Annotated in this window: 24 protein-coding genes; 10 read left to right on the forward strand and 14 right to left on the reverse strand. The window is 61.7% G+C overall.

Annotated features, from left to right (window positions below):
- Positions 1-5 precede the first annotated feature (5 nt).
- From G9U53_RS16110 to G9U53_RS16130, 5 genes are all read left to right on the forward strand, one after another.
- Positions 6-698: a TetR family transcriptional regulator gene (locus G9U53_RS16110; RefSeq protein ID WP_003939674.1), complete on the forward strand. Its 693-nt coding sequence runs from the start codon at positions 6-8 to the stop codon at positions 696-698.
- 159 nt (positions 699-857) lie between these two features.
- On the forward strand, positions 858-2,015 hold the full coding sequence (locus tag G9U53_RS16115; protein ID WP_003939784.1) for an acyl-CoA dehydrogenase: 1,158 nt from the start codon (positions 858-860) through the stop codon (positions 2,013-2,015).
- An 87-nt stretch (positions 2,016-2,102) separates the two neighbouring features.
- On the forward strand, positions 2,103-2,951 hold the full coding sequence (locus G9U53_RS16120) for a 3-hydroxybutyryl-CoA dehydrogenase (RefSeq protein ID WP_003940434.1): 849 nt from the start codon (positions 2,103-2,105) through the stop codon (positions 2,949-2,951).
- Between the two features lie 164 nt (positions 2,952-3,115).
- Complete coding sequence (locus tag G9U53_RS16125; protein WP_065351385.1) at positions 3,116-4,009, forward strand: oxygenase MpaB family protein; 894 nt, start codon at positions 3,116-3,118, stop codon at positions 4,007-4,009.
- 24 nt (positions 4,010-4,033) lie between these two features.
- Positions 4,034-4,426, forward strand: a complete 393-nt coding sequence (locus G9U53_RS16130) for a S4 domain-containing protein (protein WP_029256216.1) — start codon at positions 4,034-4,036, stop codon at positions 4,424-4,426.
- 3 nt (positions 4,427-4,429) lie between these two features.
- Here G9U53_RS16130 and G9U53_RS16135 read toward each other — a convergent pair whose 3' ends face one another.
- On the reverse strand, positions 4,430-5,059 hold the full coding sequence (locus G9U53_RS16135) for a GyrI-like domain-containing protein (RefSeq protein ID WP_007731353.1): 630 nt from the start codon (positions 5,057-5,059) through the stop codon (positions 4,430-4,432).
- Positions 5,060-5,182: 123 nt separating this feature from the next.
- On the opposite strand from G9U53_RS16135, the gene G9U53_RS16140 reads away from it, so the two are divergent.
- Positions 5,183-6,367: a metallophosphoesterase gene (locus tag G9U53_RS16140; RefSeq protein WP_165638906.1), complete on the forward strand. Its 1,185-nt coding sequence runs from the start codon at positions 5,183-5,185 to the stop codon at positions 6,365-6,367.
- 6 nt (positions 6,368-6,373) lie between these two features.
- Here G9U53_RS16140 and G9U53_RS16145 read toward each other — a convergent pair whose 3' ends face one another.
- The 9 genes from G9U53_RS16145 to G9U53_RS16185 all read right to left on the reverse strand — a co-directional run bounded on the left by G9U53_RS16145 (position 6,374) and on the right by G9U53_RS16185 (position 16,133).
- Positions 6,374-7,060: a TetR family transcriptional regulator gene (locus tag G9U53_RS16145; RefSeq protein ID WP_007731351.1), complete on the reverse strand. Its 687-nt coding sequence runs from the start codon at positions 7,058-7,060 to the stop codon at positions 6,374-6,376.
- Between the two features lie 47 nt (positions 7,061-7,107).
- Positions 7,108-7,935: a potassium channel family protein gene (locus tag G9U53_RS16150; RefSeq protein WP_007731350.1), complete on the reverse strand. Its 828-nt coding sequence runs from the start codon at positions 7,933-7,935 to the stop codon at positions 7,108-7,110.
- 46 nt (positions 7,936-7,981) lie between these two features.
- Positions 7,982-8,899 (reverse strand): diacylglycerol kinase, encoded by a 918-nt coding sequence (locus tag G9U53_RS16155; protein WP_007731349.1) that lies wholly within the window; start codon positions 8,897-8,899, stop codon positions 7,982-7,984.
- A complete protein-coding gene (locus tag G9U53_RS16160; protein WP_165639018.1) occupies positions 8,896-10,476 on the reverse strand; it encodes an FAD-binding oxidoreductase in 1,581 nt (526 codons plus the stop codon). Before G9U53_RS16160 ends, G9U53_RS16155 begins: the two co-directional genes overlap by 4 nt.
- A 92-nt stretch (positions 10,477-10,568) precedes the next feature.
- On the reverse strand, positions 10,569-11,108 hold the full coding sequence (locus G9U53_RS16165; protein WP_165638907.1) for a DinB family protein: 540 nt from the start codon (positions 11,106-11,108) through the stop codon (positions 10,569-10,571).
- A 154-nt stretch (positions 11,109-11,262) separates the two neighbouring features.
- The gene (gene htpG, locus G9U53_RS16170) at positions 11,263-13,191 is read right to left on the reverse strand and encodes a molecular chaperone HtpG (RefSeq protein WP_054781209.1); all 1,929 of its coding nucleotides are present in this window, start codon (positions 13,189-13,191) and stop codon (positions 11,263-11,265) included.
- Between the two features lie 130 nt (positions 13,192-13,321).
- Positions 13,322-14,461 (reverse strand): acyl-CoA dehydrogenase family protein, encoded by a 1,140-nt coding sequence (locus G9U53_RS16175; protein ID WP_165638908.1) that lies wholly within the window; start codon positions 14,459-14,461, stop codon positions 13,322-13,324.
- A 9-nt stretch (positions 14,462-14,470) separates the two neighbouring features.
- Positions 14,471-15,643, reverse strand: a complete 1,173-nt coding sequence (locus tag G9U53_RS16180; protein ID WP_165638909.1) for an acyl-CoA dehydrogenase family protein — start codon at positions 15,641-15,643, stop codon at positions 14,471-14,473.
- A 28-nt stretch (positions 15,644-15,671) separates the two neighbouring features.
- Positions 15,672-16,133, reverse strand: coding sequence for a MaoC family dehydratase (locus G9U53_RS16185; protein WP_047271233.1), 462 nt, complete (start codon positions 16,131-16,133; stop codon positions 15,672-15,674).
- Between the two features lie 94 nt (positions 16,134-16,227).
- Between G9U53_RS16185 and G9U53_RS16190 the strand changes: the two genes are divergently transcribed.
- Positions 16,228-16,881 (forward strand): TetR/AcrR family transcriptional regulator C-terminal domain-containing protein, encoded by a 654-nt coding sequence (locus G9U53_RS16190; RefSeq protein WP_003939740.1) that lies wholly within the window; start codon positions 16,228-16,230, stop codon positions 16,879-16,881.
- Between the two features lie 6 nt (positions 16,882-16,887).
- Here the strand turns inward: G9U53_RS16190 and G9U53_RS16195 are convergent, their stop codons facing one another.
- Positions 16,888-17,334 carry a MarR family transcriptional regulator gene (locus G9U53_RS16195; protein ID WP_165638910.1) on the reverse strand — a complete coding sequence of 149 codons (447 nt, stop codon included), beginning with the start codon at positions 17,332-17,334 and terminating at the stop codon, positions 16,888-16,890.
- 12 nt (positions 17,335-17,346) lie between these two features.
- A complete protein-coding gene (locus tag G9U53_RS16200) occupies positions 17,347-17,751 on the reverse strand; it encodes an EVE domain-containing protein (RefSeq protein WP_030535154.1) in 405 nt (134 codons plus the stop codon).
- 145 nt (positions 17,752-17,896) lie between these two features.
- Between G9U53_RS16200 and G9U53_RS16205 the strand changes: the two genes are divergently transcribed.
- Together G9U53_RS16205 and G9U53_RS16210 are read left to right on the forward strand one after the other, a co-directional pair.
- A complete protein-coding gene (locus G9U53_RS16205) occupies positions 17,897-18,574 on the forward strand; it encodes a TetR family transcriptional regulator (protein ID WP_042453557.1) in 678 nt (225 codons plus the stop codon).
- Positions 18,571-19,491 carry a TIGR01777 family oxidoreductase gene (locus G9U53_RS16210; RefSeq protein WP_050656413.1) on the forward strand — a complete coding sequence of 307 codons (921 nt, stop codon included), beginning with the start codon at positions 18,571-18,573 and terminating at the stop codon, positions 19,489-19,491. Before G9U53_RS16205 ends, G9U53_RS16210 begins: the two co-directional genes overlap by 4 nt.
- Here the strand turns inward: G9U53_RS16210 and G9U53_RS16215 are convergent.
- On the reverse strand, positions 19,449-20,417 hold the full coding sequence (locus G9U53_RS16215; RefSeq protein WP_165638911.1) for an NAD(P)/FAD-dependent oxidoreductase: 969 nt from the start codon (positions 20,415-20,417) through the stop codon (positions 19,449-19,451). The genes G9U53_RS16210 and G9U53_RS16215 overlap by 43 nt on opposite strands.
- Before the next feature lie 94 nt (positions 20,418-20,511).
- Between G9U53_RS16215 and G9U53_RS16220 the strand changes: the two genes are divergently transcribed.
- Entirely contained in the window at positions 20,512-21,033 is a 522-nt protein-coding gene (locus G9U53_RS16220) for a MarR family transcriptional regulator (protein ID WP_083056713.1), read from the forward strand.
- Positions 21,034-21,069: 36 nt separating this feature from the next.
- Here G9U53_RS16220 and lipA read toward each other — a convergent pair whose 3' ends face one another.
- Complete coding sequence (gene lipA / locus G9U53_RS16225) at positions 21,070-22,098, reverse strand: lipoyl synthase (protein WP_064443745.1); 1,029 nt, start codon at positions 22,096-22,098, stop codon at positions 21,070-21,072.
- Between the last annotated feature and the right edge of the window lie 167 nt (positions 22,099-22,265).

Below are 22,265 nucleotides of genomic sequence, written 5' to 3' on the forward strand. Positions count from 1 at the left end.
CATCCATGACCGAGCGCTCCGATGTACCCGGAACTGACCCCGCACAGTTTCGGGTACACGTCGCGTCTCAAGCGATCCGGTTGTTCTCGGAGAACGGGTACGAAGCCACCACCGTCGAGCAGATCGCCGCTGCCGCCGGTGTGTCGCGTCGGACGTTCTTCCGGCAGTTCCGCTCCAAGGAAGACGTGATCTTCGCCGATCACGAGTCCCTCCTCGAACACGTCGCAGAGTTCCTCGCGTCCGATTCCGCCGACCCCTGGGCGTCCGTGTGCGAGGCCGCGGGACTGGTCTTCGATTTCTTCCGCAGGAACCGAGACCTGTCGATGCGGCGATACCGCGTCGTACAGCATGTTCCGGCTCTTCGCGACCGCGAACTCGTCACCGGATTCCGCTACGAGCGCCTCTTCGTCGACTACCTGCGCAGCGCTGTGCCCCGCGAGCCTGTCCTCGAGGTTGTCGGTTTTGCCGCAGCTGTCACCGCGTGCCACAACTACCTCTTGCGAAGCATGATCAAAGGCGACGAGGACGCCACAGCTGATGCACTAAGTCAGGCATTGCTCGACGTTCGGCGGACATACGGCGTGGCACCCGGGTCCAAGACCAGCACGCCAGAATCGAAGTCCGTGCTGGTAGTAGCCTTTCCCCCGGGCACGTCCGCTGATGAGATCAGCAGAAAAATCCACGAACAACTCGGCTGACACTGCTCGTGCACCGAAACTTCACACACCCATCCCTTGACCTGGCACTCAGTGCCGTGTTTGACTGGGGTCATGGGCACCGGTCTGTCCGCGAATCTCGCTGGTAACGCCGGAGCCGCACCGACCGCCTTCAAGCCACCTTCACCAAGGAGCGTTCCCATGGCAGGAAACCCGGATTTCAATCTCTTCGCACTGAACGAAGAGCACGACGAACTGCGGGCTGCTATCCGCGGACTCTCCGAGAAGGAAATCGCGCCGTACGCCAAGGACGTCGACGAGAACGCACGTTTCCCCGAGGAAGCGCTCACCGCTCTCAACGCGTCCGGCTTCAACGCCATCCACGTTCCCGAGGCTTACGACGGCCAGGGCGCCGATTCCGTCGCCACCTGCATCGTCATCGAGGAAGTCGCCCGCGTCTGTGGCTCCTCCTCGCTGATCCCCGCTGTGAACAAGCTCGGCACCATGGGCCTGATCCTCAAGGGTTCCGAAGAGCTCAAGTCCAAGGTGCTCCCGGACCTCGTCAACGGCGGAATGGCGTCGTACGCACTGTCCGAGCGTGAAGCCGGATCCGACGCCGCTTCGATGCGTACCCGCGCAAAGGCTGACGGCGACGACTGGATCCTCAACGGCTCCAAGTGCTGGATCACCAACGGCGGCAAGTCCACCTGGTACACCGTCATGGCTGTCACCGATCCCGACAAGGGCGCAAACGGCATCTCCTCTTTCATGGTCCACAAGGACGACGAGGGCTTTGTCGTCGGACCGAAGGAAAAGAAGCTCGGCATCAAGGGCTCCCCCACCGCTGAGCTGTACTTCGAGAACTGCCGCATCCCCGGCGACCGCATCATCGGCGAACCGGGCACCGGCTTCAAGACGGCACTCGAGACCCTCGACCACACGCGTCCCACCATCGGTGCTCAGGCTGTCGGCCTGGCCCAGGGCGCACTCGACGCGGCGCTGGCATACACCAAGGATCGCAAGCAGTTCGGCAAGTCCATCAGCGACTTCCAGGCTGTTCAGTTCATGCTCGCGGACATGGCGATGAAGGTCGAAGCCGCACGTCTGATGGTTTACACCTCCGCAGCACGCGCCGAGCGCGGCGAGAAGAACCTCGGCTTCATCTCCGCTGCGGCGAAGTGCTTCGCTTCGGACGTTGCCATGGAGGTCACCACCGACGCCGTGCAGCTGTTCGGTGGCGCCGGCTACACCACCGACTTCCCGGTCGAGCGCATGATGCGCGACGCCAAGATCACGCAGATCTACGAAGGCACCAACCAGATTCAGCGCGTCGTGATGTCGCGTGCGCTGTTGAAGTAAGGCACTTCGCGCCCCTGTGCGCCTTTCTGGTAGTTCTGACTACCGGAACGGCGCACAGGGGCTTGCCCCTAATTTTTGAGGAGAATCGTGGAACTCGTAGGCGTAATCGGCGGCGGCACCATGGGTGCCGGCATTGCCGAAGTTTGTGCAAAAGCCGGTAGCTCGGTACTGGTGCTCGAAACCAAAGAAGAATTTGCCGCCGCTGCTCGCGAACGGATCGCCAAGTCGATCAACCGCGGCGTCGCCAAGGGCAAGATCACCCAGGAAGAAGCCGACGCCGCGATCGCACGCGTCCGCGTCACCTTGGACATGGAAGAGTTCGCCGATCGCGATCTGGTGATCGAAGCTGCTCCCGAGATCGAAGCTCTCAAGTACGAGATCTTCGGCAAGCTCGACAAGATCGTCAAGCCTGCAGGCATTCTGGCGACCAACACCTCGTCGATCCCCGTCATCAAGATCGCCAAGGCCACCTCGCGCCCCGGCCAGGTTGTCGGCGTTCACTTCTTCAACCCCGTGCCGGTCATGCCGCTCGTGGAGATCGTGGTCAGCCTGACGACGTCCGAAGAGACCGTTCTCGCCGTCACCGACTACGCCAAGAACACCTTGCGCAAGAAGACGGTTCGCGCGGGCGACCGTTCGGGCTTCATCGTCAACGCTCTGCTCATCCCGTACCTGTGCCAGGCTGTCCGGATGCTCGAATCCGGCTACGCCACAGCAGAAGACATCGACGAGGCCATGAAGGGCGGCTGCGGCTACCCGATGGGCCCGCTGACGCTGCTCGACACCGTCGGTCTCGACATTGCCCTCGCAGCGGCAGAGTCCCTGTACGCGGAATTCGCAGAACCGCACTACGCTCCGCCGGCGCTGCTTCGCCGCATGGTCGACGCCGGTCGCCTCGGCAAGAAGACCGGTCGCGGCTTCTACGAATACGCCTGAGTCTGACCGCTTCACTCTTCCGGCCCCTCACCTGTTGCAGGTGAGGGGCCGGAGTTGTTTTCGGGCAGATCTAGCCGAATCCATTGACAAATTCGCGCGGCGCAGCAAAAGTCATCATGTGACAACAACCGTTGTCACATGAACGCAGGCGGAGGGTCAACCAGATGAGCAGCGATGCGGACACAGGTACTCGTCGGCCGAAGCCCCGGGAACTGCCAGCGCCCCGGGCCCTGCGAGCAGATCCGATCGGCCCCGGTTCCCTGACGTGGACACACTTCGGCGACGTTCGCGGTCTGCTGTATCTCGGACGCGCAGGCACGCTGCAGAACATGCATCCCGCGGTAAGTGGAGCGCTGCAGGACCATTCGAATTTTTTCGACAACCCGCTCGACCGCCTGTTCCGCTCACTGCCGCCCATCTACGGCGTCGTGTACGACCGGACCGAAGAGGGCACAGGCACGCTCGTTCGCAACTTCCACACCGATCTCAAAGGAATCGACGAAACCGGCGGGCGCTACCACGCCCTCGCTCCTGACACTTTCTGGTGGACACACGTCACGTTCTTCGAGGTGATACTCGATTTCAACGAGCGATTCGCGTACAAGAAGTTCACGGCGGAGCAGAAGGACCAACTTGTCCGTGAGGCCGTAACTTGGTGGCGCTGTTACGGACTCACCGATCGACCGGCTTTCGACGACTACGTCAGCTTCCGCACGTATTGGGAAGACATGCTCGACAACCACCTGATCAACACCCACACCACAAAATGGTCGACGCGCATCGCCGAGCACGACATCGCACCGGCTCCGAAGGTTCCGACGTGGCTGTGGCGTCTTAGCTCTCGCCCCACGATGGCCGTGGCGAACTGGATCGGCAAGGCACTGATGCCGGAGAAGGCACGCAAGACCCTTGAATGGGAATGGACGCCGCGCGACGAACGGATGTACTTCTGGTTCGCCCGCTTCCTGACATTGACAGATCGGTTCTGGCATCTGCTGCCGCTACGACTGCGGTATGCGCCGCGCGCCTACTCGGGCATCCGCGCGCAGGGTCTGTGAGCACTCGTCGGTAGGCTGGAGTGCGTGCCAGCCCAACTCCCCTCCGACGCGATCAGTGTCCGCGTGGACAGCTGGACGTGGGCGGTTCGGCTGTTCAAGACACGCTCGCAGGCGGCGACGGCCTGCCGATCGGGACACGTTCGGGTCAATGGAACGTCGGCAAAGGCGGCTCAGCAGGTGAAAGCCGGCGACGAGGTGCGGGTGCGTGTATCCGGCATCGAACGCATTGTCGTCGTGGTCAAGCCGATCACGAAACGAGTCAGCGCGGTGCTGGCCGCCGATTGCCTGCAGGACAATTCGCCGCCCCCACCACCGCCCGAACTGATCGCGTCCATTCCGCGACGTGATCGTGGCGCCGGCAGACCGACCAAACGCGAGCGACGCGACCTCGAGAAGTTGCGCGGCCTCGAGCCCTGATTGCTACCTCGAAACAGGCTGACGCAGAACCGTCTTCAGTTTCTCGGGCGGTGTACGGCGAGCGTCGCTGAGATAGATCTCGTGATGATCGCCGTTGAAGCTCAGGCCGTTCGACGGGATGAACGTGTTGTGCAGCCGGTCCAGGGTAGGAGCTTCGTCGTCGTACGAGCCGACGTGAAGAATCTGGACGGACAGACCTTCCTCCAACTCGAGAAACCTGACCTTGTCGAGAGCGGCAATCTCCTTCTTGGCCCGCACTGCCTTGGCCCGGACTGCGTCAATCGACGCAGACAGTTCGGTCTCCGTGATCCACTCCGGTTGCGAGATCATCATCGTCCAATCCCACGACGACTTGTCCCGCGTCACGAACACCTCGGGGTCATCTGCCCGCCACAACCCTTCCAGCGGGCCCACGACGAAGTCGCGATCCAGTTCCTTCTTGCTCGCGAATTTGGTCGCGTAGGACACCGAATACAGCGCTTCGAGCGCCTCGGAGTACTCGGTGGCAGTGTTGGGATCACCGTGACCGTCGACGGCGAAGTAGCCGAAGCGCGGGACGGTCACGAGGGCAAAATCGCGGCGCCCGGGGGAATAGAGATCCTTGTATGCCTTCTTGACGTCGTACTTCTCCATGCGCCACCCACCTGATCACTGGCCGAGTTTCAACGTTCGGAAACCTATCCGAGAACACCGACATTCCGATAGCGGACCACCGTCCCCTTGTTAATAGACCAGTGGACCTTTACTCTGGACGGGGTGACTACACCCCAGGCGACCGACGTCGCTCGAGTTCCGCGCCGCAGACCGTTGCGGATCGTTGCCATATCCGCGATTGTCGCGTCGATCTTGGCTCTGTTGTTCGTGTACCCGTGGTGGAGCTTGTTCGTCCGGCCGGACTGGCCGACAGCGGTGGCAGTTTTCGGCACCGTTCTATTTGCCGCCCTCCTGATCACCCTGCCTGCCACCATGATGCTCAGCCACGGACACACTGACCGCGATCCAGTTCGCCTGGTCGGCGACGCCCTCCTCGGAATCATCTGGGTCGTGTTCGTGTGGACCCTGCTCGGTGAAGTCCTGAGGCTCGGACTGCTCGTCGGCGGCGTGGATGACCCGCTTCGATCGAGGATCGTCGCCGTTGCGGCACTGATCACCTCGGCCGTTCTGCTGATCTGGGGCTATCGGGAAGCCATGAGACTGCCACGGATCAAGCAGGTCGACGTCACCATCCCCCGCCTTGGTGCGGGGATGGACAAACTTCGGGTAGTCGCGATCACCGACACTCACTTCGGGCCGATCAATCGCGAGAAGTGGTCCGAGCGCGTGATCGCGGCAGTCAACGATCTCGACGCCGACATCGTGGCCCACGTCGGTGACATTGCCGACGGAACAGTGGAGCAGCGCCTCGGCCAAGCCACCCCACTCGCGTCGGTGGAAGCCAGACTCGCTCGTGTCTACGTCACCGGGAATCACGAGTACTTCCACGAGGCTCAGGAGTGGCTCGACTACATGACCTCGATCGGCTGGGATGCCCTGCACAACCGGCACCTCGTCGTCACCAAGGGCGGCGACAACCTGGTCATCGCCGGAGTCGACGACGCCACCGCTCTGGGATCGAAGCTCGACGGTCACGGCGCGAACTTCGATATGGCCCTTGCCCGCACCGACCCCGATTTGCCGATCCTGATGCTCGCCCATCAACCGAAGCAGGTAACTCAGTCCGCTTCCGCGGGAGTGGATCTGCAGCTCGCCGGTCATACCCACGGCGGACAGATCTGGCCGTTCAACCTTCTGGTCAAACTCGATCAACCGTCGGTGCACGGGCTCACCCGTCACGGCGACCGCACGCAGTTGTACACAAGCCGCGGAACCGGGTTCTGGGGTCCACCATTCCGCGTGTTCGCACCGAGCGAGATCACCGTCCTGACGCTGCACAGCGCCTGAACGGGCTCAGCTCGTTCGGGTTGCCGCTCGCGCCGACAGCCCGACGAGCTGATTGATCAGACCTTCACGTAGGCCGGTTGCGAACATGTCGGCAGCAGGGGGCGCCTGCATCTCGTTCAGTACGACGACCATGGATTCGGCAGGCTCGGCAGTCGGCCACAAGCCTGCAACAATCACCAGGGTTACCTTGGCGAATTGAGCCGCGTCGCCCTCCGAGAGGTGAGGCAATTGCGAATGAATCAGCGACGCAAACCTTCCCGAGTTGACCGTTGCCCGCTTCTTGAAGTCACGGGCGAAGTCGACGGAGATGTTTCTTTCGAGGACACCTGCCATGACGCTCATCAACTCACACAGTAAACGCTGTGCGACAAGCGATTCCGCAACCGTCGATGCCACATGGATTTCAGTGGCGAACGGCGAGTCGTCGCCGGTCGGGGTCAACGACTCGGACAACCCGTCCAACCACGCAACCCAGTTCTCGTCGAGCACTTCGAGAAAGATGGCTTCGCGACTGTCGAAGTAGCGAAGCACGTTCGACTTCGCCAGTCCGACGCTCTCACTGAGCTCACGCAGGCTGATGTCGGCGACGGGCCTGGACCCGAGCATCGCGCGGGCCGCATCGAGAATCGCGCACCGACGCGCTTCGATCTGCTCAGGCCTGCGCGCGCGCTGAAATCCGTGGGTCGCCACCATCACGCAAGATTATCAGACCATCGTTCTATTGTTTGCTGTACTGCGGGTCAATTGTCCGAAGGTGCATGCTGCGCCACGACTCCCCTCGACGCCAGTTCGCGACGCAGCGAATCGGTATCGACGGACGCGAGATCGACTCGGTGCGTGCGGGTGGCCAAGGCTCGGACTTCCTCGGACAGGTCCGCCACCTGCTTACGCGTCGCGGCCTGGGATGCCTCGTCCTGTTCCGCCACGCGCTCGACCAACCAGGAAGCGAGTGTGGCAGTCACGATGCCCAGCAACGCAATTCCGCCGATCATCAATGCTCCGGCGATCATGCGCCCGGTCGTGGTAACGGGCGCCATGTCTCCGTAACCGACGGTCGTGACCGTCTCCATCGCCCACCACAATGCCGTTCCGTACGACGTGATGGCAGCGCCCTGCGCGTGACGCTCGGCATCGAGCATGGCCAGCGCCGCGACACCGATCAGCAAGGCCGTGGCACCAGTGGCGTAAATAACCACCCGTCCACGCAAGCTTTGCCCGCTCGAGCGGTGAACTATCGCAAGCAGTGTGACCAACCGAAGTAGGCGCAGCGGACGCAGCATGGGCAACACCACCATCGCCAAGTCCAAGAGATGCCTGACGAACCAGCGACCGCGGGCAGGTGCCAACCACAGGCGAACTGCGTAGTCGACGGCAAAAACGACCCACGCAGCCCACATCGTCCATTCGGTCAGACGATGTGGAAGGCCCGTCGGTTGCGCCAGCACTTGGTACGCGTACGCCACCAAGAAAAGGCAGGCCGCAGCGGTCAACGGGATGTCGGTGGCTAGCTGCCATTTCTCCGACGTCCACGCAGTGCGGCGGTGCGCCGACTTCGTCGATTCGTTCATCCGAGAAGTCTGACACCACCGCTACCTAGTGCCCGGCAGAACCGACTCAGATCCGAGTGTGCGTCAAGATGTTGAGCGCCGTGGGAACTGCCTCGATCGTGATAGGCAACGGTCCCACCCGATCACCGTCCGCGTAAGCGATGATGCCTTCGGAGACCAGCCGGACCTTCTTGGATCGGTACGTTTGCACGGCGTCGAGCGAGACGTGAGTTCCCTTGTACACCCGCGGAAACAGGCGCACCAGACGCAACCTCGAACCGTGCCCGACGACGGTCAGATCCAGCAACCCGTCCGACTTCGACGCTCCTGGCGTGATGAGCATGCCGCCACCGTACGAGCGCCCGTTGCCAACAGCCACGAGCGTCGCGTCCACCGTGATGACCTCGTCGTCGAGTTCGATCCGGTACGGCAGCGGCTTCATCTTCGCCAACTCGGCGAGCATCGCCAAGTTGTAGCGCATCGGTCCCTTGGGCCACGACATCCGATTGGCCCGTTCACTGACCAGCGAATCGAATCCGCTCGCGATGATCGTTCCCGACCAGACGACGGAACCGTCGGCCAGCGTGATCTTCGCCAGGTCGGACTGCTGCACGACGCCGTCGGCGATCACATCGGCGGCTGCCTCGGGATCGCCTGTGGGAATGCCGAACTCACGGGCGTGATCGTTACCGGTGCCCGCCGGGATGAGCCCGATAGGAGTATCGGTCAACGCGGCAGCCTGCAATCCGATGCTGATGGCACCGTCACCGCCGACCACCACCAGCGCGTCGGTACCCTCCTCGATCGCACGACGGGCCAATTTCTTGGCGTCGTCGGCGTCGGTTCCGATGATCTCGGTGACGGCAACTCCCCGAGCGCGCAGTCGCGCAACACCTTTGCGTCCGGCTGCAGGCGCGTGACCATGTCCCGCCATCGGATTGATCAGGACGGTAACCTTCTCGATCTGACTGCGGGTTTCGGTCACGGAATCAGCTTTCCAGGATTGAGAATGCCGGCAGGGTCCACTGCATTCTTCACTGCGCGAAGGATGTTCGCGCCCAATTCACCGATCTCGTCCTTCATCCATGGGCGGTGATCGGCGCCGACAGCGTGGTGATGGGTGATCGTGCCACCGGCGGCGATGATCGCATCGCCAGCGGCAGTTTTCGCCTTGTGCCACTGAGCGATCGGATCCTCGGTCTGCGCGCTGACGACGGTGAAGTACAGCGAAGCACCGGTCTTGTAGGTGTGCGAAATGTGGCACATCACGAGCGGCTGAGTCCCCTGCTCGACGAGAGCCTTGGTCAGCGCCTCGGTGACCGAGGAGCGCAGGTTCGCGAGGTTACCCCAGGTGGTTGCCGTCTCGAGGGTTTCGCACAGTGCGCCGACGTCGAGCAGAGCGTCACGCAGATACGGCGCATCGAATCGCCCGTGTTCCCAGCTGTTTCCGGGCTCCTCACCGAGCGACGTGCCGCCGTGAGCGGTGAGAATTGCGCGGGCCTCCGCCATCCGTTCAGCGGTGTGCGAAGCGGTGCCCTCGTAGGTAGTGATGCCGAGGCAACCACCGGTGAAGGCGTTCTCGCCGATCTTGTCGGTGGTCGCCAGATTCACGCCACTCTCGGCCTCGTCGGACAACCGCAATACTGTCGGAGCCGATCCTTCCTGGACAAGCTCACGCAATGCTGCTGCGCCGGTGGCGAAGTCGGGGAAGCTCCACCCTTCGCGCACTGTGGTCTCCGGCAGGCGGTGAACCCGCACACGCACGTGCGTGATGACGCCGAAGGTGCCCTCGGAGCCGACAAAGAGCTCACCCAGGTCGGGGCCGGCGGCGGATGCCGGCGCGCGCCCGGTCTCGACCACACCACTCGGGGTGACGACGGTGAGGCCCTGGACCATGTCCTCGAAGCGTCCGTATCCAGCCGACGCCTGTCCCGATGATCGGGTAGCGGCAAACCCGCCCAAAGTGGCGAACAAGAAGCTCTGCGGGAAGTGCCCGACCGAGAAGCCGTGTTCACGCAGTAGCTCCTCGGCACGAGGGCCGGTGGTTCCCCCGCCGAACGTCGCGATGCCCGACTCCTCGTCCAACCCGACGAGTTGATCGAACCGACGCAGGTCGAGAGAAAGAACTGCGTCGAACCCGTCGCGGATGGGATCGAGCCCGCCGACGACGCTGGTGCCGCCGCCGAACGGGACCACTGCGATCCGGTTGGCAGAGCAGTATCGGAGAACCTGCTCGACCTCTGCGTCTGTCCCTGGGGTGACGACTGCGTCCGGTGCGTCCTGTGGCTCGACGCTACGACGGCGAAGCAGATCCGGGGTGCTCTTGCCACCGGCCCGAAGGATTCGATCGGAATCCTTGGTACTGACGTACTCGGCCCCGACCAGCCCGGACAGCGCTTCGACATGCGACTGGGCCATAGCGGACGGAGCCACCTGGACGTCTTCGATGGCGAGACGCGATCGAGTCGGTGCGGAGACACCGAGAAATCCGGTCAACAATGATGTGACTGCGTCCGACAGTTCACGCTTCTTGGCCGGATCGCCCCAGGCGTCCCACTGCATCGGCGGTTGCAAGGCAGACTTTTCGGTGCTCATAGACACTAGTGTTACATATTTGTGTGATGTGTAAACATCCCGGTGGATCAATCCATCCATCAACCCATCGTCTTGGAACCGTCGATGGCTTCGCGAAGCATGTCCGCGTGGCCCGCATGCTGGGCCGTCTCGGCGATGATGTGCAGCAATGCGCGCCGCGCTGACCAGCGAGCTCCCGCTTCGAACCACGGCGCCGACGGCAGTGGATGCGAGATGTCGAGGCTGTCCAGCGAGGCCACCAACTCGTCGGTCCTGGCCGCGATCCCCTCGTACTCGGAAACGATGCCTGCCAAGGTTTCACCCTCGACCATGGCGAATTCGTTCGCCCGTTCCTGTTGCATCTCTTCCGACCACTGGGTCGGGTCGAAGTCCCCACCAAGTCCGGCCGGCCCTTCCAGAATGAAGTCGACCCATCCCTTCTCCGCCTGACCCACATGCTTGATCAATCCACCGAGGCACAGTTCGCTCACGGTCGGCCTCGAAGCAGCCTGCTCGTCGGTGAGGTCCTTGACAGTGAAAAGAAGGAATTCACGATGCCGACGCAGGCTCTCGAGGAGATCCGCGCGCTCGCCGGTGACGGTGGTGATCGGTGCGTTCATGATGTTTTCCTTCGCTCGTGGGTTCGTGCCCTGTGAGAACTACGTTAGAAGTTATTGCGGACAGAAACGGTCCTCATTAGAAAACGATCAAGAAAAAACTCCCGGCACCCACCGATGAAGGTGAGTGCCGGGAGTTCGAGCGAGCTAGACGAGATCAGACTGTGCGAGCCAAACGATCGGCCAGCAGGCGCGTGAAGTGCGCCGGATCGCTCAGTTCACCGCCCTCGGCAAGCAACGCCATGCCGTAGAGCAACTGAGCCGTCTCCGTCAGGTTCTCTGCATTGTCATTGGCGGCCTGCGCCTCCCGCAGACCCGAGACAAGCGGATGCTCCGGGTTGAGCTCGAGAATGCGCTTGCTGTGTGGAACAGGCTGACCCGAAGCCTTGTACATCTTCTCGAGCGTCGGAGACATGCTGAACGCGTCGCCGACGATGCAGGCAGCCGACGTGGTCAGGCGCGTCGAGAGACGCGTTTCCTTGATGTCGTCGGACAGGGTTTCGGTCAGCCACGTCAGTAGCGCGCCGAATTCCTTTTCCTTCTCTTCGCGCTCGGCCTCGGCCGCCTTCTTCTCGTCCTCGGTGTCGAGGTCGACCTCGCCCTTGGCGATCGACTGGAAGGTCTTGCCGTCGAAGTCCGAGACTGCGTCGACCCACATCTCGTCCACGGGATCGGTAAGTACCAGAACCTCGAGGCCCTTGGCCTTGAAAGCCTCCATGTGCGGCGAGCTTTCGATGAGGTGACGAGATTCGCCGGTCATGAAGTAGATCTGTTCCTGACCGTCCTTCATGCGCTCCACGTACTCGGCGAGAGTGGTCACGCCCTCTTCGCTGTTGGTCGAGGCGAAGGACGAGATGTCGAGCAGCGTCTTGCGGTTGTCGGCATCGGCCATCAGGCCTTCCTTGAGCGCGCGTCCGAACTCGGTCCAGAAGGTCGAGTACTTCTCCGGCTCGTTCGCCTTCATGTCCTTGATGGTCGAGAGGACCTTCTTGGTCAGACGACGACGGATGGCAGCGATCTGCCGGTCCTGCTGCAGAATTTCACGAGAGACATTGAGCGAGAGGTCTTGTGCGTCGACGACACCCTTGACGAAACGCAGGTAATCGGGCACCAACTCTTCGCAGTCGTCCATGATGAAGACGCGCTTGACGTAGAGGTGGATCCCGGCCTTGCGCTCACGCATGAACAGATCGAACGGCGCCGTCGACGGAATGAACAGCAGCGCTTGGTATTCGAAAGTACCTTCGGCCTTCATCGGGATGACCTCGAGAGGCTCGTCCCAGGCGTGGCTGACGTGCTTGTAGAACTCCTTGTACTCGTCCTCGGACACCTCGTCCTTGGAGCGAGTCCACAGCGCCTTCATCGAGTTGATCGTCTCGGTCTCGATGGTGACCTCGGGCTCCTCGCCCTCGGCCGGCGTCGACGTACGAGCGACATCCATGCGGATCGGCCACGCGATGAAGTCGGAGTACTTCTTGACCAGTTCCTTGATCTTCCATTCCGACGTGTAGTCGTGCAGGCCGTTCTCGGAATCCTCGGGCATCAGGTGCAGGGTCACGGAGCTACCCTGCGGTGCCTCGTTCACATGCTCGAGCGTGTACGTGCCTTCGCCGGTCGATTCCCAGCGCGTCGCGTGATCTTCACCGGCACGGCGGGTCAGCAGCGTGACCTTGTCCGCGACCATGAACGTGGAGTAGAAGCCGATGCCGAACTGACCGATCAGTTCTTCCGATGCCGCTGCATCCTTGGCTTCCTTGAGCTTACGACGTACCTCGGCGGTGCCGGACTTGGCGAGCGTGCCGATCAGGTCGACGACCTCGTCACGCGACATGCCGATGCCGTTGTCGCGGATCGTGAGGGTGCGCGCCGCTTTGTCGATGTCGATCTCGATGTGCAGATCGGAGACGTCGACGTTGAGGTCTTTGTCCTGGTAAGACTCGAGGCGGAGCTTGTCCAGCGCGTCCGAAGCGTTGGAGATCAACTCACGAAGGAAGCTGTCCTTGTTCGTATAGATTGAATGAACCATCAGATCCAGCAGCTGACGTGTTTCTGCTTGGAACTCGAGCTGCTCGGTATGCGCGGTCACTTCGATCCCTTTCTCTTCTCGGACTGATCACAGGAATTTTACTTGACCGCGAATACCGCGGGTCGGCCCCCGCACAGACAAGGGAGGCCACGCGACCTGCGCGTGACCTCCCGTTATCTTCACCACCGATCTAATCGGTGACGTTCACCATCGAATAGTTCGAGACGCCGGCGGCCAGCACCCTGAGGTGATCGTCCGATGCGCCCAAAGTGTGTTCGATGGCCACCAGCCGCGAGACGTAGTGCCCGACCGGATACTCGGCTGTCATACCGATACCACCGTGCATCTGAATTGCTTCCTGACCGATCTGATGCGCGGCACGACCGACAGCCAGCTTCGCTCGCGACGCGATCGTCGGATCGATCACTCCGTCGGCGATGGCCATGGTGGCGTACAGACTCATGCTGCTCGCGAGTTCGAGCGCCACGTACATGTCGGCCGCACGATGAGTCAGCGTCTGGAACTTCGCGAGCGGAACACCGAACTGCTTGCGCTGCTTCAGGTATTCCGTCGTCAGTCGCAGAGCTTCGATCATGATCCCGATCGCCTCGGCGCACAGAGCTGCCTGCGCCCGAACCTCTGCTTCGACGATCGCCTCCGTGACATCGCCGCCCTCACCAAGCTGTTCGGCCGCGGCATCGGTGAACGTGAACTGCGCACCGCGACGGCCGTCGTGAGTTGCGTATTTGCTCCATGCGACACCCGCGCTTTCCGCATCTACCAGAAAGAGCCCGGTGCCCCCGTCTGGAAGTGCGGCGCTGACGATCACGACGTGCGCGCTGTCGCCCTGCAGGACCGGGTTCTTGACGCCGGTGATAGTCCACCCCGATCCCGATCCCGACTGCGACGCCGTGGTCGTGACGGTGGCGACCGGCCAGCGCGTGCCGGGTTCCGTATGCGCGAAGGCCGACAGAGTGGTCCCGTCGCTGAGCGCCGGCAGGAGCCGCGCCCGCTGATCTGCCGAACCGACAGCCGCGATCAAACCGCCGGGGATCAGAACACCACCCAAGTACGGCTCGGGTGCAAGCGCACGGCCCAGTTCGGTCATCACGACCATGGTCTCGACCGGTCCAGCGCCCATTCCGCCGTCAGCCTCCGCGAACGGCAGGCCGAGCAGCCCGAGCTCCGCGAACTGCTTCCACACCGAGGCATTCCATCCCTCGTCAGTGGCCGAGGTGGCGTTACGCTTCTCCGCGTCGTAGCTGCGGTTGAGCAATTCACGCGTCGTGTCGCGAAGCATCGTCTGCTCGTCGTCGAGTTCGAAATTCATGTCAGATGCTCACAATCCGAGAATCGAGGAGGCAATGATGGAGCGCTGCACCTCACTTGATCCGCTGTAGATGGAAACCTTCCGGTAGTTCAGGTAGCGCGGCGCCGCTTGCTGCGCCCACTCCGGCGAGTCGATCTCGACCGTATTCACCGGCAACGAGTCCGGACCCGCAACATCCATCAGCAATTCCGTTGCTGCCTGCTGCAATTCGGAGCCGCGGAGCTTGAGCAGCGAGGACGCCGGGTTCGGCTTGCCGTCTGCCGAACTCGCCACAACTCGCAGTTGAGTCAGATCCAGCGCAAGCAAATCGTTTTCCAGCTCAGCCAACCGAGCCGCGAACAACGGATCATCGAGGAGTGTGCCTTTTCCGACGCGGACCTCCCGCGCCTTCTCTTTTGCCGTGGCGACAAGGGTTTTGGAGAACCCGACCCGTGTGACCCCCGTGCGTTCGTTGCCGAGCAGGAACTTGGCGTAGTCCCAGCCCTTGTTCTCCTCGCCGACAAGATTCTCCGCAGGTACGCGGACGTTGTCGAAGAACACCTCGTTGACCTCGACGCTGCCGTCGATCAGTTTGATGGGGCGAACCGTGATGCCGGGAGTTGCCAGATCGATGAGCAAGAACGAAATTCCGGCCTGCCGCTTCTGAGCACTGGCATCTGTACGAACCAGACAGAAGATCCACTCGGCGTGCTGCGCGAGAGTAGTCCACGTCTTCTGACCATTGACGATGTAGTCTGCGCCGTCACGAACAGCGGCCGTCTTGAGTGAAGCGAGATCCGAACCGGCTTCGGGTTCCGAAAAACCCTGGCACCACCAGATATCGGCGTTGGCCGTAGCGGGGAGAAATTTCTCCTTCTGCTCCTGCGAACCGAAGGCAGCGATAACGGGCCCAACCATGCTCACGTTGAACGGCAACGGGTTGGGTACCGACGCCAACTGCATTTCCTCGGAATAGATGTGGCGCTGTACCGGAGTCCAGTCCTTGCCACCCCATTCGACCGGCCAGTGCGGAACCGCCAGTCCGTGTGCGTTCAGAATCTGTTGGCCCGCAACGATGTCTTCACGCGTCAGCTTTCCGAATCCCGCTGCACGTGCTCGAAGTTCGGGCGAGAATTCGGTGGTGAAGAACTTTCGCATCTCCTCGCGGAACGCAACTTCCTCAGTGGTCAGTTCGAGATTCATGTGGAGTCTGCTTTCTTCTTGCAGGATTTCAGAACAAGATTCGCGCGACGGTCTGCGCAACGACGGCAGGTTTGCCCACGCCTTCGATCTCGACGGTGTTGGTGATCTGACTCTGTAGTGAACCGTTCGGCAATTCTTCGATTGCGGAGAGCACTGCGGTATTTCGAACCTTGGCCCCGACTGGCACCGGACTCGGGAATCGAACCTTGTCGGACCCGTAGTTGACGACCATTTTCGCGCCGTCGATGCGATACACGGACTTCGACAGAAGCGGCAGGAGTGAGAGCGTCAGATACCCGTGCGCAATTGGTCCACCGAAAGGTGATTCGCGCCTGGCTCTTTCGTCGTCGACATGAATCCACTGATGGTCACCGGTCGCGTCGGCAAATTGATGGACCATCTCGCGGGTGACCTCGACCCACTCGCTCGAGCCCAGCGTTTCACCGACCGCCCCCAGGAGATCGGACTTGTTCTCGAACACCCGTGTCATCTGATCCTCCACGTTCCCGAACACTGTTAGGTTAATTGGATAATAAACTCACAGTGTAAGGTTGTCCAGTACTCAGACGAAAGGTTTCTGTGCGATGGCGCGACCGCGGGTTCCACTACTGAGCAAGCCGATCATCAGGGACACCGCCCTGAAACTGGTCGACGAGAACGGTTTGACCGACTTCTCGATGCGCAAACTCGCCACCGTCCTCGGCGTGCAGGCACCGTCGCTGTACAGCCATTACGCCAACAAGGATGAGCTACTCGACGACGTCGCGAACGTCATCATGGAGTCCGTCGACGTGAGCGGCTTCGACTCCGACGATTGGCGCGGCGCGCTACGCACGTGGGCGCGGTCCTACCACGCCGCCCTGGGCAAGCATCCCAACATCGTTCCCTATCTGGCCTACGGTCCGAGCGTCAGGCCCATCGCCCTCGATCGCGCGAACGCCATCCACGGCGGCCTGGTGCGCGCCGGATGGCCGCAGCGCACGGCAACGCTGATCGGCGCTTCCGTCAAGTACGTGGTCATGGGTGCTGCGACGGCAACGTTCTCCGGCGGATTCGTGGACGATCCCGCTATCTACGCCGAGCGTTACCCGCACCTCACACGAGCACACCTGTTGCGTGAGCGTGCCACCGAGATCGACGGCGCCAGCTTCGAACTCGCACTGGAATCCCTACTGGACGGGCTGGACGCCAAATACGCACTGCTGCAGAGAACTACAGAGCAACCTCCTCGAAACTGAGGGTTGTTACCGTCGATCAAGCGTGCCGAGCATCGCGACGAAGGCCGCCTGACGATCCCCCAGAGCGGCGAAGAATTCCCGGTCCGAAGATTCCACCGCGCGGTTCGCCCTGCCGGCCAAGGCCGCACCCACCGGCGTGACGGCAAGCGAGCGAGCACGAGCATCGGTCGGATGTGGACGTCGTTCGACAAACCCCTTGGATTCGAGGGTCCGAATCACCTGTGACGTCATCATCGCGTCGGTGCGCGCGTACTCGGCAAGACCGCGTTGAGTTATCGGCGTCTCTGCATCCAGCCAGGTCAGTGCGGCGAGCAGAACGAACTGCACGTGGGTCAGGTCGAAAGGTCGCAGCGCCACGCGAATCGAGGCTTGCCAAGCATTGGTGACACGCCACAACATCAGACCGGGACTCTCGTCCGCGTCCTCGAAGTCGGTTTCCAGTTTCTTCGCCACAGCGCCAGTGTGTCAGCTCGTCGTCGAACGCAGAACCTCGACGTCGTTGTCATCCAACGGAATCAAGCCACGCCGGAGTTGATACCCCCAATTCGGTGCCGAGGTCAGCGCCAATCGACTCCGGACTGCGTCGAGAGGAACGGGGTTGAACTGTTCGTACCGAACTCGCCGCCGAAACGGCTTGAAACACCCCTCGTCCGCCTGCCAGATCTCACCCTCTTCGATCACACCGAGAGCTGTGAACTCGCGCAACGGATCTCGGTCGCCCATGGACTCGACCGGCGAATAATAGACAAGCACGTCACCTGCTTTCATCCGTACCAAACCAGCTCTCTTTCCGTGCCCGATCTGTGCGATACCGAGATCCACTGCGCGACGCACATGTTCGGCAGAGACAACCCCTAACCAGGCATTCATCGCCGGCCCCCTGGCGAACCGAAAGCACATTCATTCATACATTTAGTATGCGCGCTTATTATATTTCACGCAACAGATCCACTCTTGGACGTGTTCAACTCCAGGGCGTACGCTGCACTTGAACATGTTCAAAGAAGGAGTGTCGATGAGTACTCGCGGGATCGAGACCAGGGAAAAGCTGGTGGAAACAGCATTGCGGCTCTTCCGCGACGAAGGCTTCGCAGCGACGACCATGCGCAAGATCGCAAATGAGGCAGAGGTCTCGCTCGGGAACGCCTACTACTACTTCGCCAGTAAAGACGAACTGGTTCACGAGCTGTATCTCGTCATCCAACGCGATCACCGCGCGCGGGCGCTTCCACTCCTTCGCGAAGGTGGGTCACTGACAGAAAATCTCAGGATTGTTCTGCACACCGGACTCGATGTCATGGGGCCCTATCACGGCTTCGGCAGCACGTTTCTGCACGTTGCCCTGCCCACCACATCACAGTCCAGCCCGTTCTCGGCCGAGTCGACCGATGCGAGATCGATGGCCGTCGATCTGATGCGTGAAGCACTGGCGGCGTCGAAGCAGAAGACGCCGGCGTCATTGGAGACCCAGCTCCCCACGCTCTTGTGGCTCAGCTATCTGGGCGTGACGCTGCACTGGGTCACCGACGCGTCTCCGGGGCAAACTCGTACCCGATCCCTCGTCGACGGCCTGGTACCGATCATCGCGAAAGCGCTCACCCTCGCCCGGCTGCCAGTGGCACGAGGTCTGGTCGGCGATGTCGCCGCCCTGATGACAAAAGTCGTTTCTGCAGAGGGGAACACAAAACCATGAAGACCGTTGTTGTCTGTGGTGCGTCGGGTTACGTAGGCCAACACCTTCTTCGAACGCTCGAATCCAACGGGGTCGACGTTCGGACGATCGGCCGGGGAGGAACGAGCGATGCCACGTGGTCCGACGAGCACGGCGTCGCCGATGTACTCAGCGGCACGGATCTGCTCGTCAACCTCGCCGGCCGCTCCGTGAGCTGCCGCTACAACAAGCGCAATGCCGACGACATCTTCTCCTCCCGAGTGGAAACGACTGCACTGTTGGGTCGTGCGCTGACCCGCACGCCGCAGCCACCCTCACTCTGGGCGAATGCCAGTACCGGCACGATCTACCGAGACGCACGAGATCGACCGATGGACGAGAAGAACGGAGAGCTGGGAAAGGGATTCTCCGTAGCGGTCGCGCGAGCGTGGGAACACGAATTGTTCTCAGCCCCAACGCCTGTTCGCAAAGTGGCACTTCGGATGTCGATCGTCCTCGGAGCCGGCGGTGGGGCGATCAATCCGTTCGTCAACCTCGCCCGAATGGGCTTCGGCGGACGAATGGGCGACGGCCGACAGATGTTCAGCTGGATTCACATCGCCGACGTCATTCGCGCGATCATCCACGTCTACGAGAATCCGGAGATCTCAGGCCCGGTCAATATCGCATCCCCGTATCCGGTAACCAACACCGACATGATGCGGATGGTACGAGCGAAACTTGGCCGACAATACGGGTTTCCGACGCCGGGCTGGATGCTCGAGTTCGGCGCACGAATCATCCGCACCGAGGCTGAACTGGTAACGAAGAGTCGCTGGGTTTCACCAGGGGTGCTCGCGGACAGCGGCTTCCAGTATCAATTTCCGACGTTGGAGTCTGCGCTGAACCAGATCGCTCAAGAGACCCCGCGAGGGTTGCTTCCGGTTTCACTCGGCTGAAGTTCGGCTGCGATCGCAACCGCTCGCACGATATCCTGCTCGAGCAGATAGTGATTCAGTGCAATCGCAGCCTTTGATCCGGCAGCGGCGGCGGTGATCAACTGCGCCGGAGAATCCGACACATTCCCCGCGGCCCAGGCTCCAGGCACACTTGTGCTGCCTGCAGGATCAGTTACCACCCAACCATTTTCGTCGGCTTCACACCCCAGGTCAGTCAACAGATCGCCTCGCGGAACAAACCGTGGGCCGACAAACACTACGCTTCGCGGAATGACCTGACCGGAGGCCAGTTCGACGCCGTCCAATCTACCATCGCCAACCGACACGCCAGCCACATCGCCTTCGACAATGCGAATCCCCCTGGCAATCAGCCGCTCCCGTTCGGCTCCCGTCAGCTCGGTACGGTTGGGAAAGAAGACGACATCCTCCGACCATTGACGCACCAACGACGCCTGATGAATGGTGAACGGCCTATTGCCACCACCGAGCACACCGATCGGGGAATCTCGAACCTCGTACCCGTGACAGTAGGGACAATGCAGAACGTCGACGCCCCAGCGATCTTGCAGCCCAGCGATGTTCGGCAGCTCGTCACGTAACCCATTAGCAACCAGAACAGTCCGTGCCTCCAGCGACGCAGTCGCGTCGGTTTGCACAAGAAACCCACCGTCGTCCGTGCGCTCGATTCGGATTGCGGTGCCAGTCGTCATTTCGCTGCCGTACTCGAGAACCTCCTTGCGGCCGGCCGCAAGTAATTGCGTAGGACTCTCACCATCCCGCGTCAGGTACCCGTGCAGGTGCTCGGAGACACCATTGCGCGGGTTACCTGCATCGACGATCATCACTCGCCGCCGAGCACGAGCCAGAACAAGCGCGGCACTCAACCCCGCCGCACCGCCACCGACAATCACCACGTCGAACCTCATGTGCTCCCCCAGTCCGCAGATCGTCCCACCCGAGACGGTGGGCTATTCTGGCAATCTAGCAAATTTGTTTACCGGTTAACAAAGTTGAGGAATCGTGAACGAACCAACACTCCGCTCCCGTACCTGCAACCTCTGGGCCGAAAACAATCCCGACCTCGACACCTCGCCCATGGAAGTAGTCGCGCAACTCAAACGGATTACGGCGCTTCTCGAACTAGCAGTCGAACCGGTATACCAAACCGCGGATCTCACCGTGTCGGAAGTGGAACTGCTTGTGCCACTTCGATACGCCGAGGAACCGGTCACCGCGATTCGTCTCGCCGAACGCCTCGGTATGTCTCGGGCCGGGGTCAGCAAGGCACTCGCGCGACTCGAGAAGCGAGGATTCGTCTCCCGCACAAGCAATCCCGAAGACAGGCGATCTGCACTGATCACGATGACGGTCCAGGGAAACGCTGTCGTCGACGACGTCTTTCCTCGCGAACTCGCCGCTCACGGTGAATTGTTCACCCAACTCGGCCGGGACCGGGGGAAGGTCCTTGCCGCACTCGAGCGACTGGCAGTATCCATGGAAAGTGGGCTCGATCGGATGAGCGATGCCCGTTCGCGTACCTGAGTCGCCCAATTCCTGTATCGAACTGACGTCGGCGCACTAGATATCGACGACGAGGCGTGCGATGAGTGAGCTGGCTTCCTGGGAAGCGTCGCCGCCCTCGGTCAGATGACGCTGCGCCTCGGGAAGTTCGCGGCCGTGATGTGCCATGGCCTGCGCATACAGGCGGCCGGCGCGGTACGACGAGCGAACCAACGGACCGGCCATGACGCCGGCGAAGCCCATCTCTTCTGCAGCCTTCGAGTGTGCGACGAACTCCTCGGGCTTGACCCACCGCTCGACGGGGTGGTGCCGGGGCGAGGGTCGCAGGTACTGGGTGATGGTGAGGATGTCGCAACCGGCGGCGTGGAGATCTGCCATCGCCTCGGTGACCTCTTCAGGGGTTTCGCCCATGCCGAGGATCAGGTTGGACTTGGTGACCAGTCCGTAGTCGCGTGCTGCGGTGATGACGTCGAGGCTGCGCTGGTACCGGAATGCCGGACGGATCCGCTTGAAGATGCGGGGGACGGTCTCGAGGTTGTGTGCGAGTACCTCGGGACGTGAGGCGAAGACCTCGTCGAGCAGTTCGGGCTTGCCGTTGAAGTCCGGAACCAGGTTCTCGACGCCGGTGCCAGGGTTGAGTTCGTGGATCTTGCGGACGGTCTCGGCGTAGAGCCAGGCGCCACCGTCGGGGAGGTCGTCGCGGGCGACGCCGGTGATCGTGGAGTACCGAAGGCCCATGGCCTGAACGCTTTCCGCGACGCGACGGGGCTCGTCGCGGTCGAGGGCTTCGGGCTTGCCGGTGTCGATCTGGCAGAAGTCGCAGCGGCGTGTGCACTGCTCACCGCCGATCAGGAACGTGGCTTCGCGGTCTTCCCAGCACTCGTAGATGTTGGGGCAGCCCGCTTCCTCGCAGACGGTGTGCAAACCTTCACGCTTGACCAGGCCCTCGAGCTCCGTGTACTCGGGGCCCATCTTTGCTCGGGTCTTGATCCAGTTGGGTTTGCGTTCGATGGGCGTCTCCGCGTTTCGGATCTCGAGACGGAGCAGCTTGCGCCCCTCCCCGGTGGTTCGATTGTCGTGCGTCACGACTTTCCTCCAAGCATTCGTTGGGTCTCTGTCATCGCGTGAGCACAAAGGATGCGGCAAGGTGACTGCCTTCCAAGGCTGCAACTGCGCGGGTGATCAATGGTGTCACCAAGGCCGACACATCGCCGAATCTATTTGTGCTCGAGAGCCATTCGCGTCTCTCATCG

It is taken from the genome of Rhodococcus sp. D-46, from assembly GCF_011290655.1.
In the GTDB taxonomy this organism is placed as follows: Bacteria; Actinomycetota; Actinomycetes; order Mycobacteriales; family Mycobacteriaceae; genus Rhodococcus_F; species Rhodococcus_F qingshengii.

Excerpts from the sequence above, each read along its gene's own strand:
- G9U53_RS16205 (WP_042453557.1), top strand. The coding sequence starts at position 17,897 with ATGAGTACTCGCGGGATCGAGACCAGGGAAAAGCTGGTGGAAACAGCA.
- G9U53_RS16165 (WP_165638907.1), bottom strand. The coding sequence starts at position 11,108 with ATGAACGCACCGATCACCACCGTCACCGGCGAGCGCGCGGATCTCCTC.
- G9U53_RS16210 (WP_050656413.1), top strand. The coding sequence starts at position 18,571 with ATGAAGACCGTTGTTGTCTGTGGTGCGTCGGGTTACGTAGGCCAACAC.
- G9U53_RS16180 (WP_165638909.1), bottom strand. The coding sequence starts at position 15,643 with ATGAATCTCGAACTGACCACTGAGGAAGTTGCGTTCCGCGAGGAGATG.
- G9U53_RS16135 (WP_007731353.1), bottom strand. The coding sequence starts at position 5,059 with ATGGAGAAGTACGACGTCAAGAAGGCATACAAGGATCTCTATTCCCCC.
- G9U53_RS16110 (WP_003939674.1), top strand. The coding sequence starts at position 6 with ATGACCGAGCGCTCCGATGTACCCGGAACTGACCCCGCACAGTTTCGG.
- G9U53_RS16215 (WP_165638911.1), bottom strand. The coding sequence starts at position 20,417 with ATGAGGTTCGACGTGGTGATTGTCGGTGGCGGTGCGGCGGGGTTGAGT.
- G9U53_RS16145 (WP_007731351.1), bottom strand. The coding sequence starts at position 7,060 with ATGGTGGCGACCCACGGATTTCAGCGCGCGCGCAGGCCTGAGCAGATC.
- G9U53_RS16150 (WP_007731350.1), bottom strand. The coding sequence starts at position 7,935 with ATGAACGAATCGACGAAGTCGGCGCACCGCCGCACTGCGTGGACGTCG.
- G9U53_RS16175 (WP_165638908.1), bottom strand. The coding sequence starts at position 14,461 with ATGAATTTCGAACTCGACGACGAGCAGACGATGCTTCGCGACACGACG.
- G9U53_RS16160 (WP_165639018.1), bottom strand. The coding sequence starts at position 10,476 with ATGCAGTGGGACGCCTGGGGCGATCCGGCCAAGAAGCGTGAACTGTCG.
- G9U53_RS16200 (WP_030535154.1), bottom strand. The coding sequence starts at position 17,751 with ATGAATGCCTGGTTAGGGGTTGTCTCTGCCGAACATGTGCGTCGCGCA.
- G9U53_RS16190 (WP_003939740.1), top strand. The coding sequence starts at position 16,228 with ATGGCGCGACCGCGGGTTCCACTACTGAGCAAGCCGATCATCAGGGAC.
- G9U53_RS16125 (WP_065351385.1), top strand. The coding sequence starts at position 3,116 with ATGAGCAGCGATGCGGACACAGGTACTCGTCGGCCGAAGCCCCGGGAA.
- G9U53_RS16115 (WP_003939784.1), top strand. The coding sequence starts at position 858 with ATGGCAGGAAACCCGGATTTCAATCTCTTCGCACTGAACGAAGAGCAC.
- G9U53_RS16185 (WP_047271233.1), bottom strand. The coding sequence starts at position 16,133 with ATGACACGGGTGTTCGAGAACAAGTCCGATCTCCTGGGGGCGGTCGGT.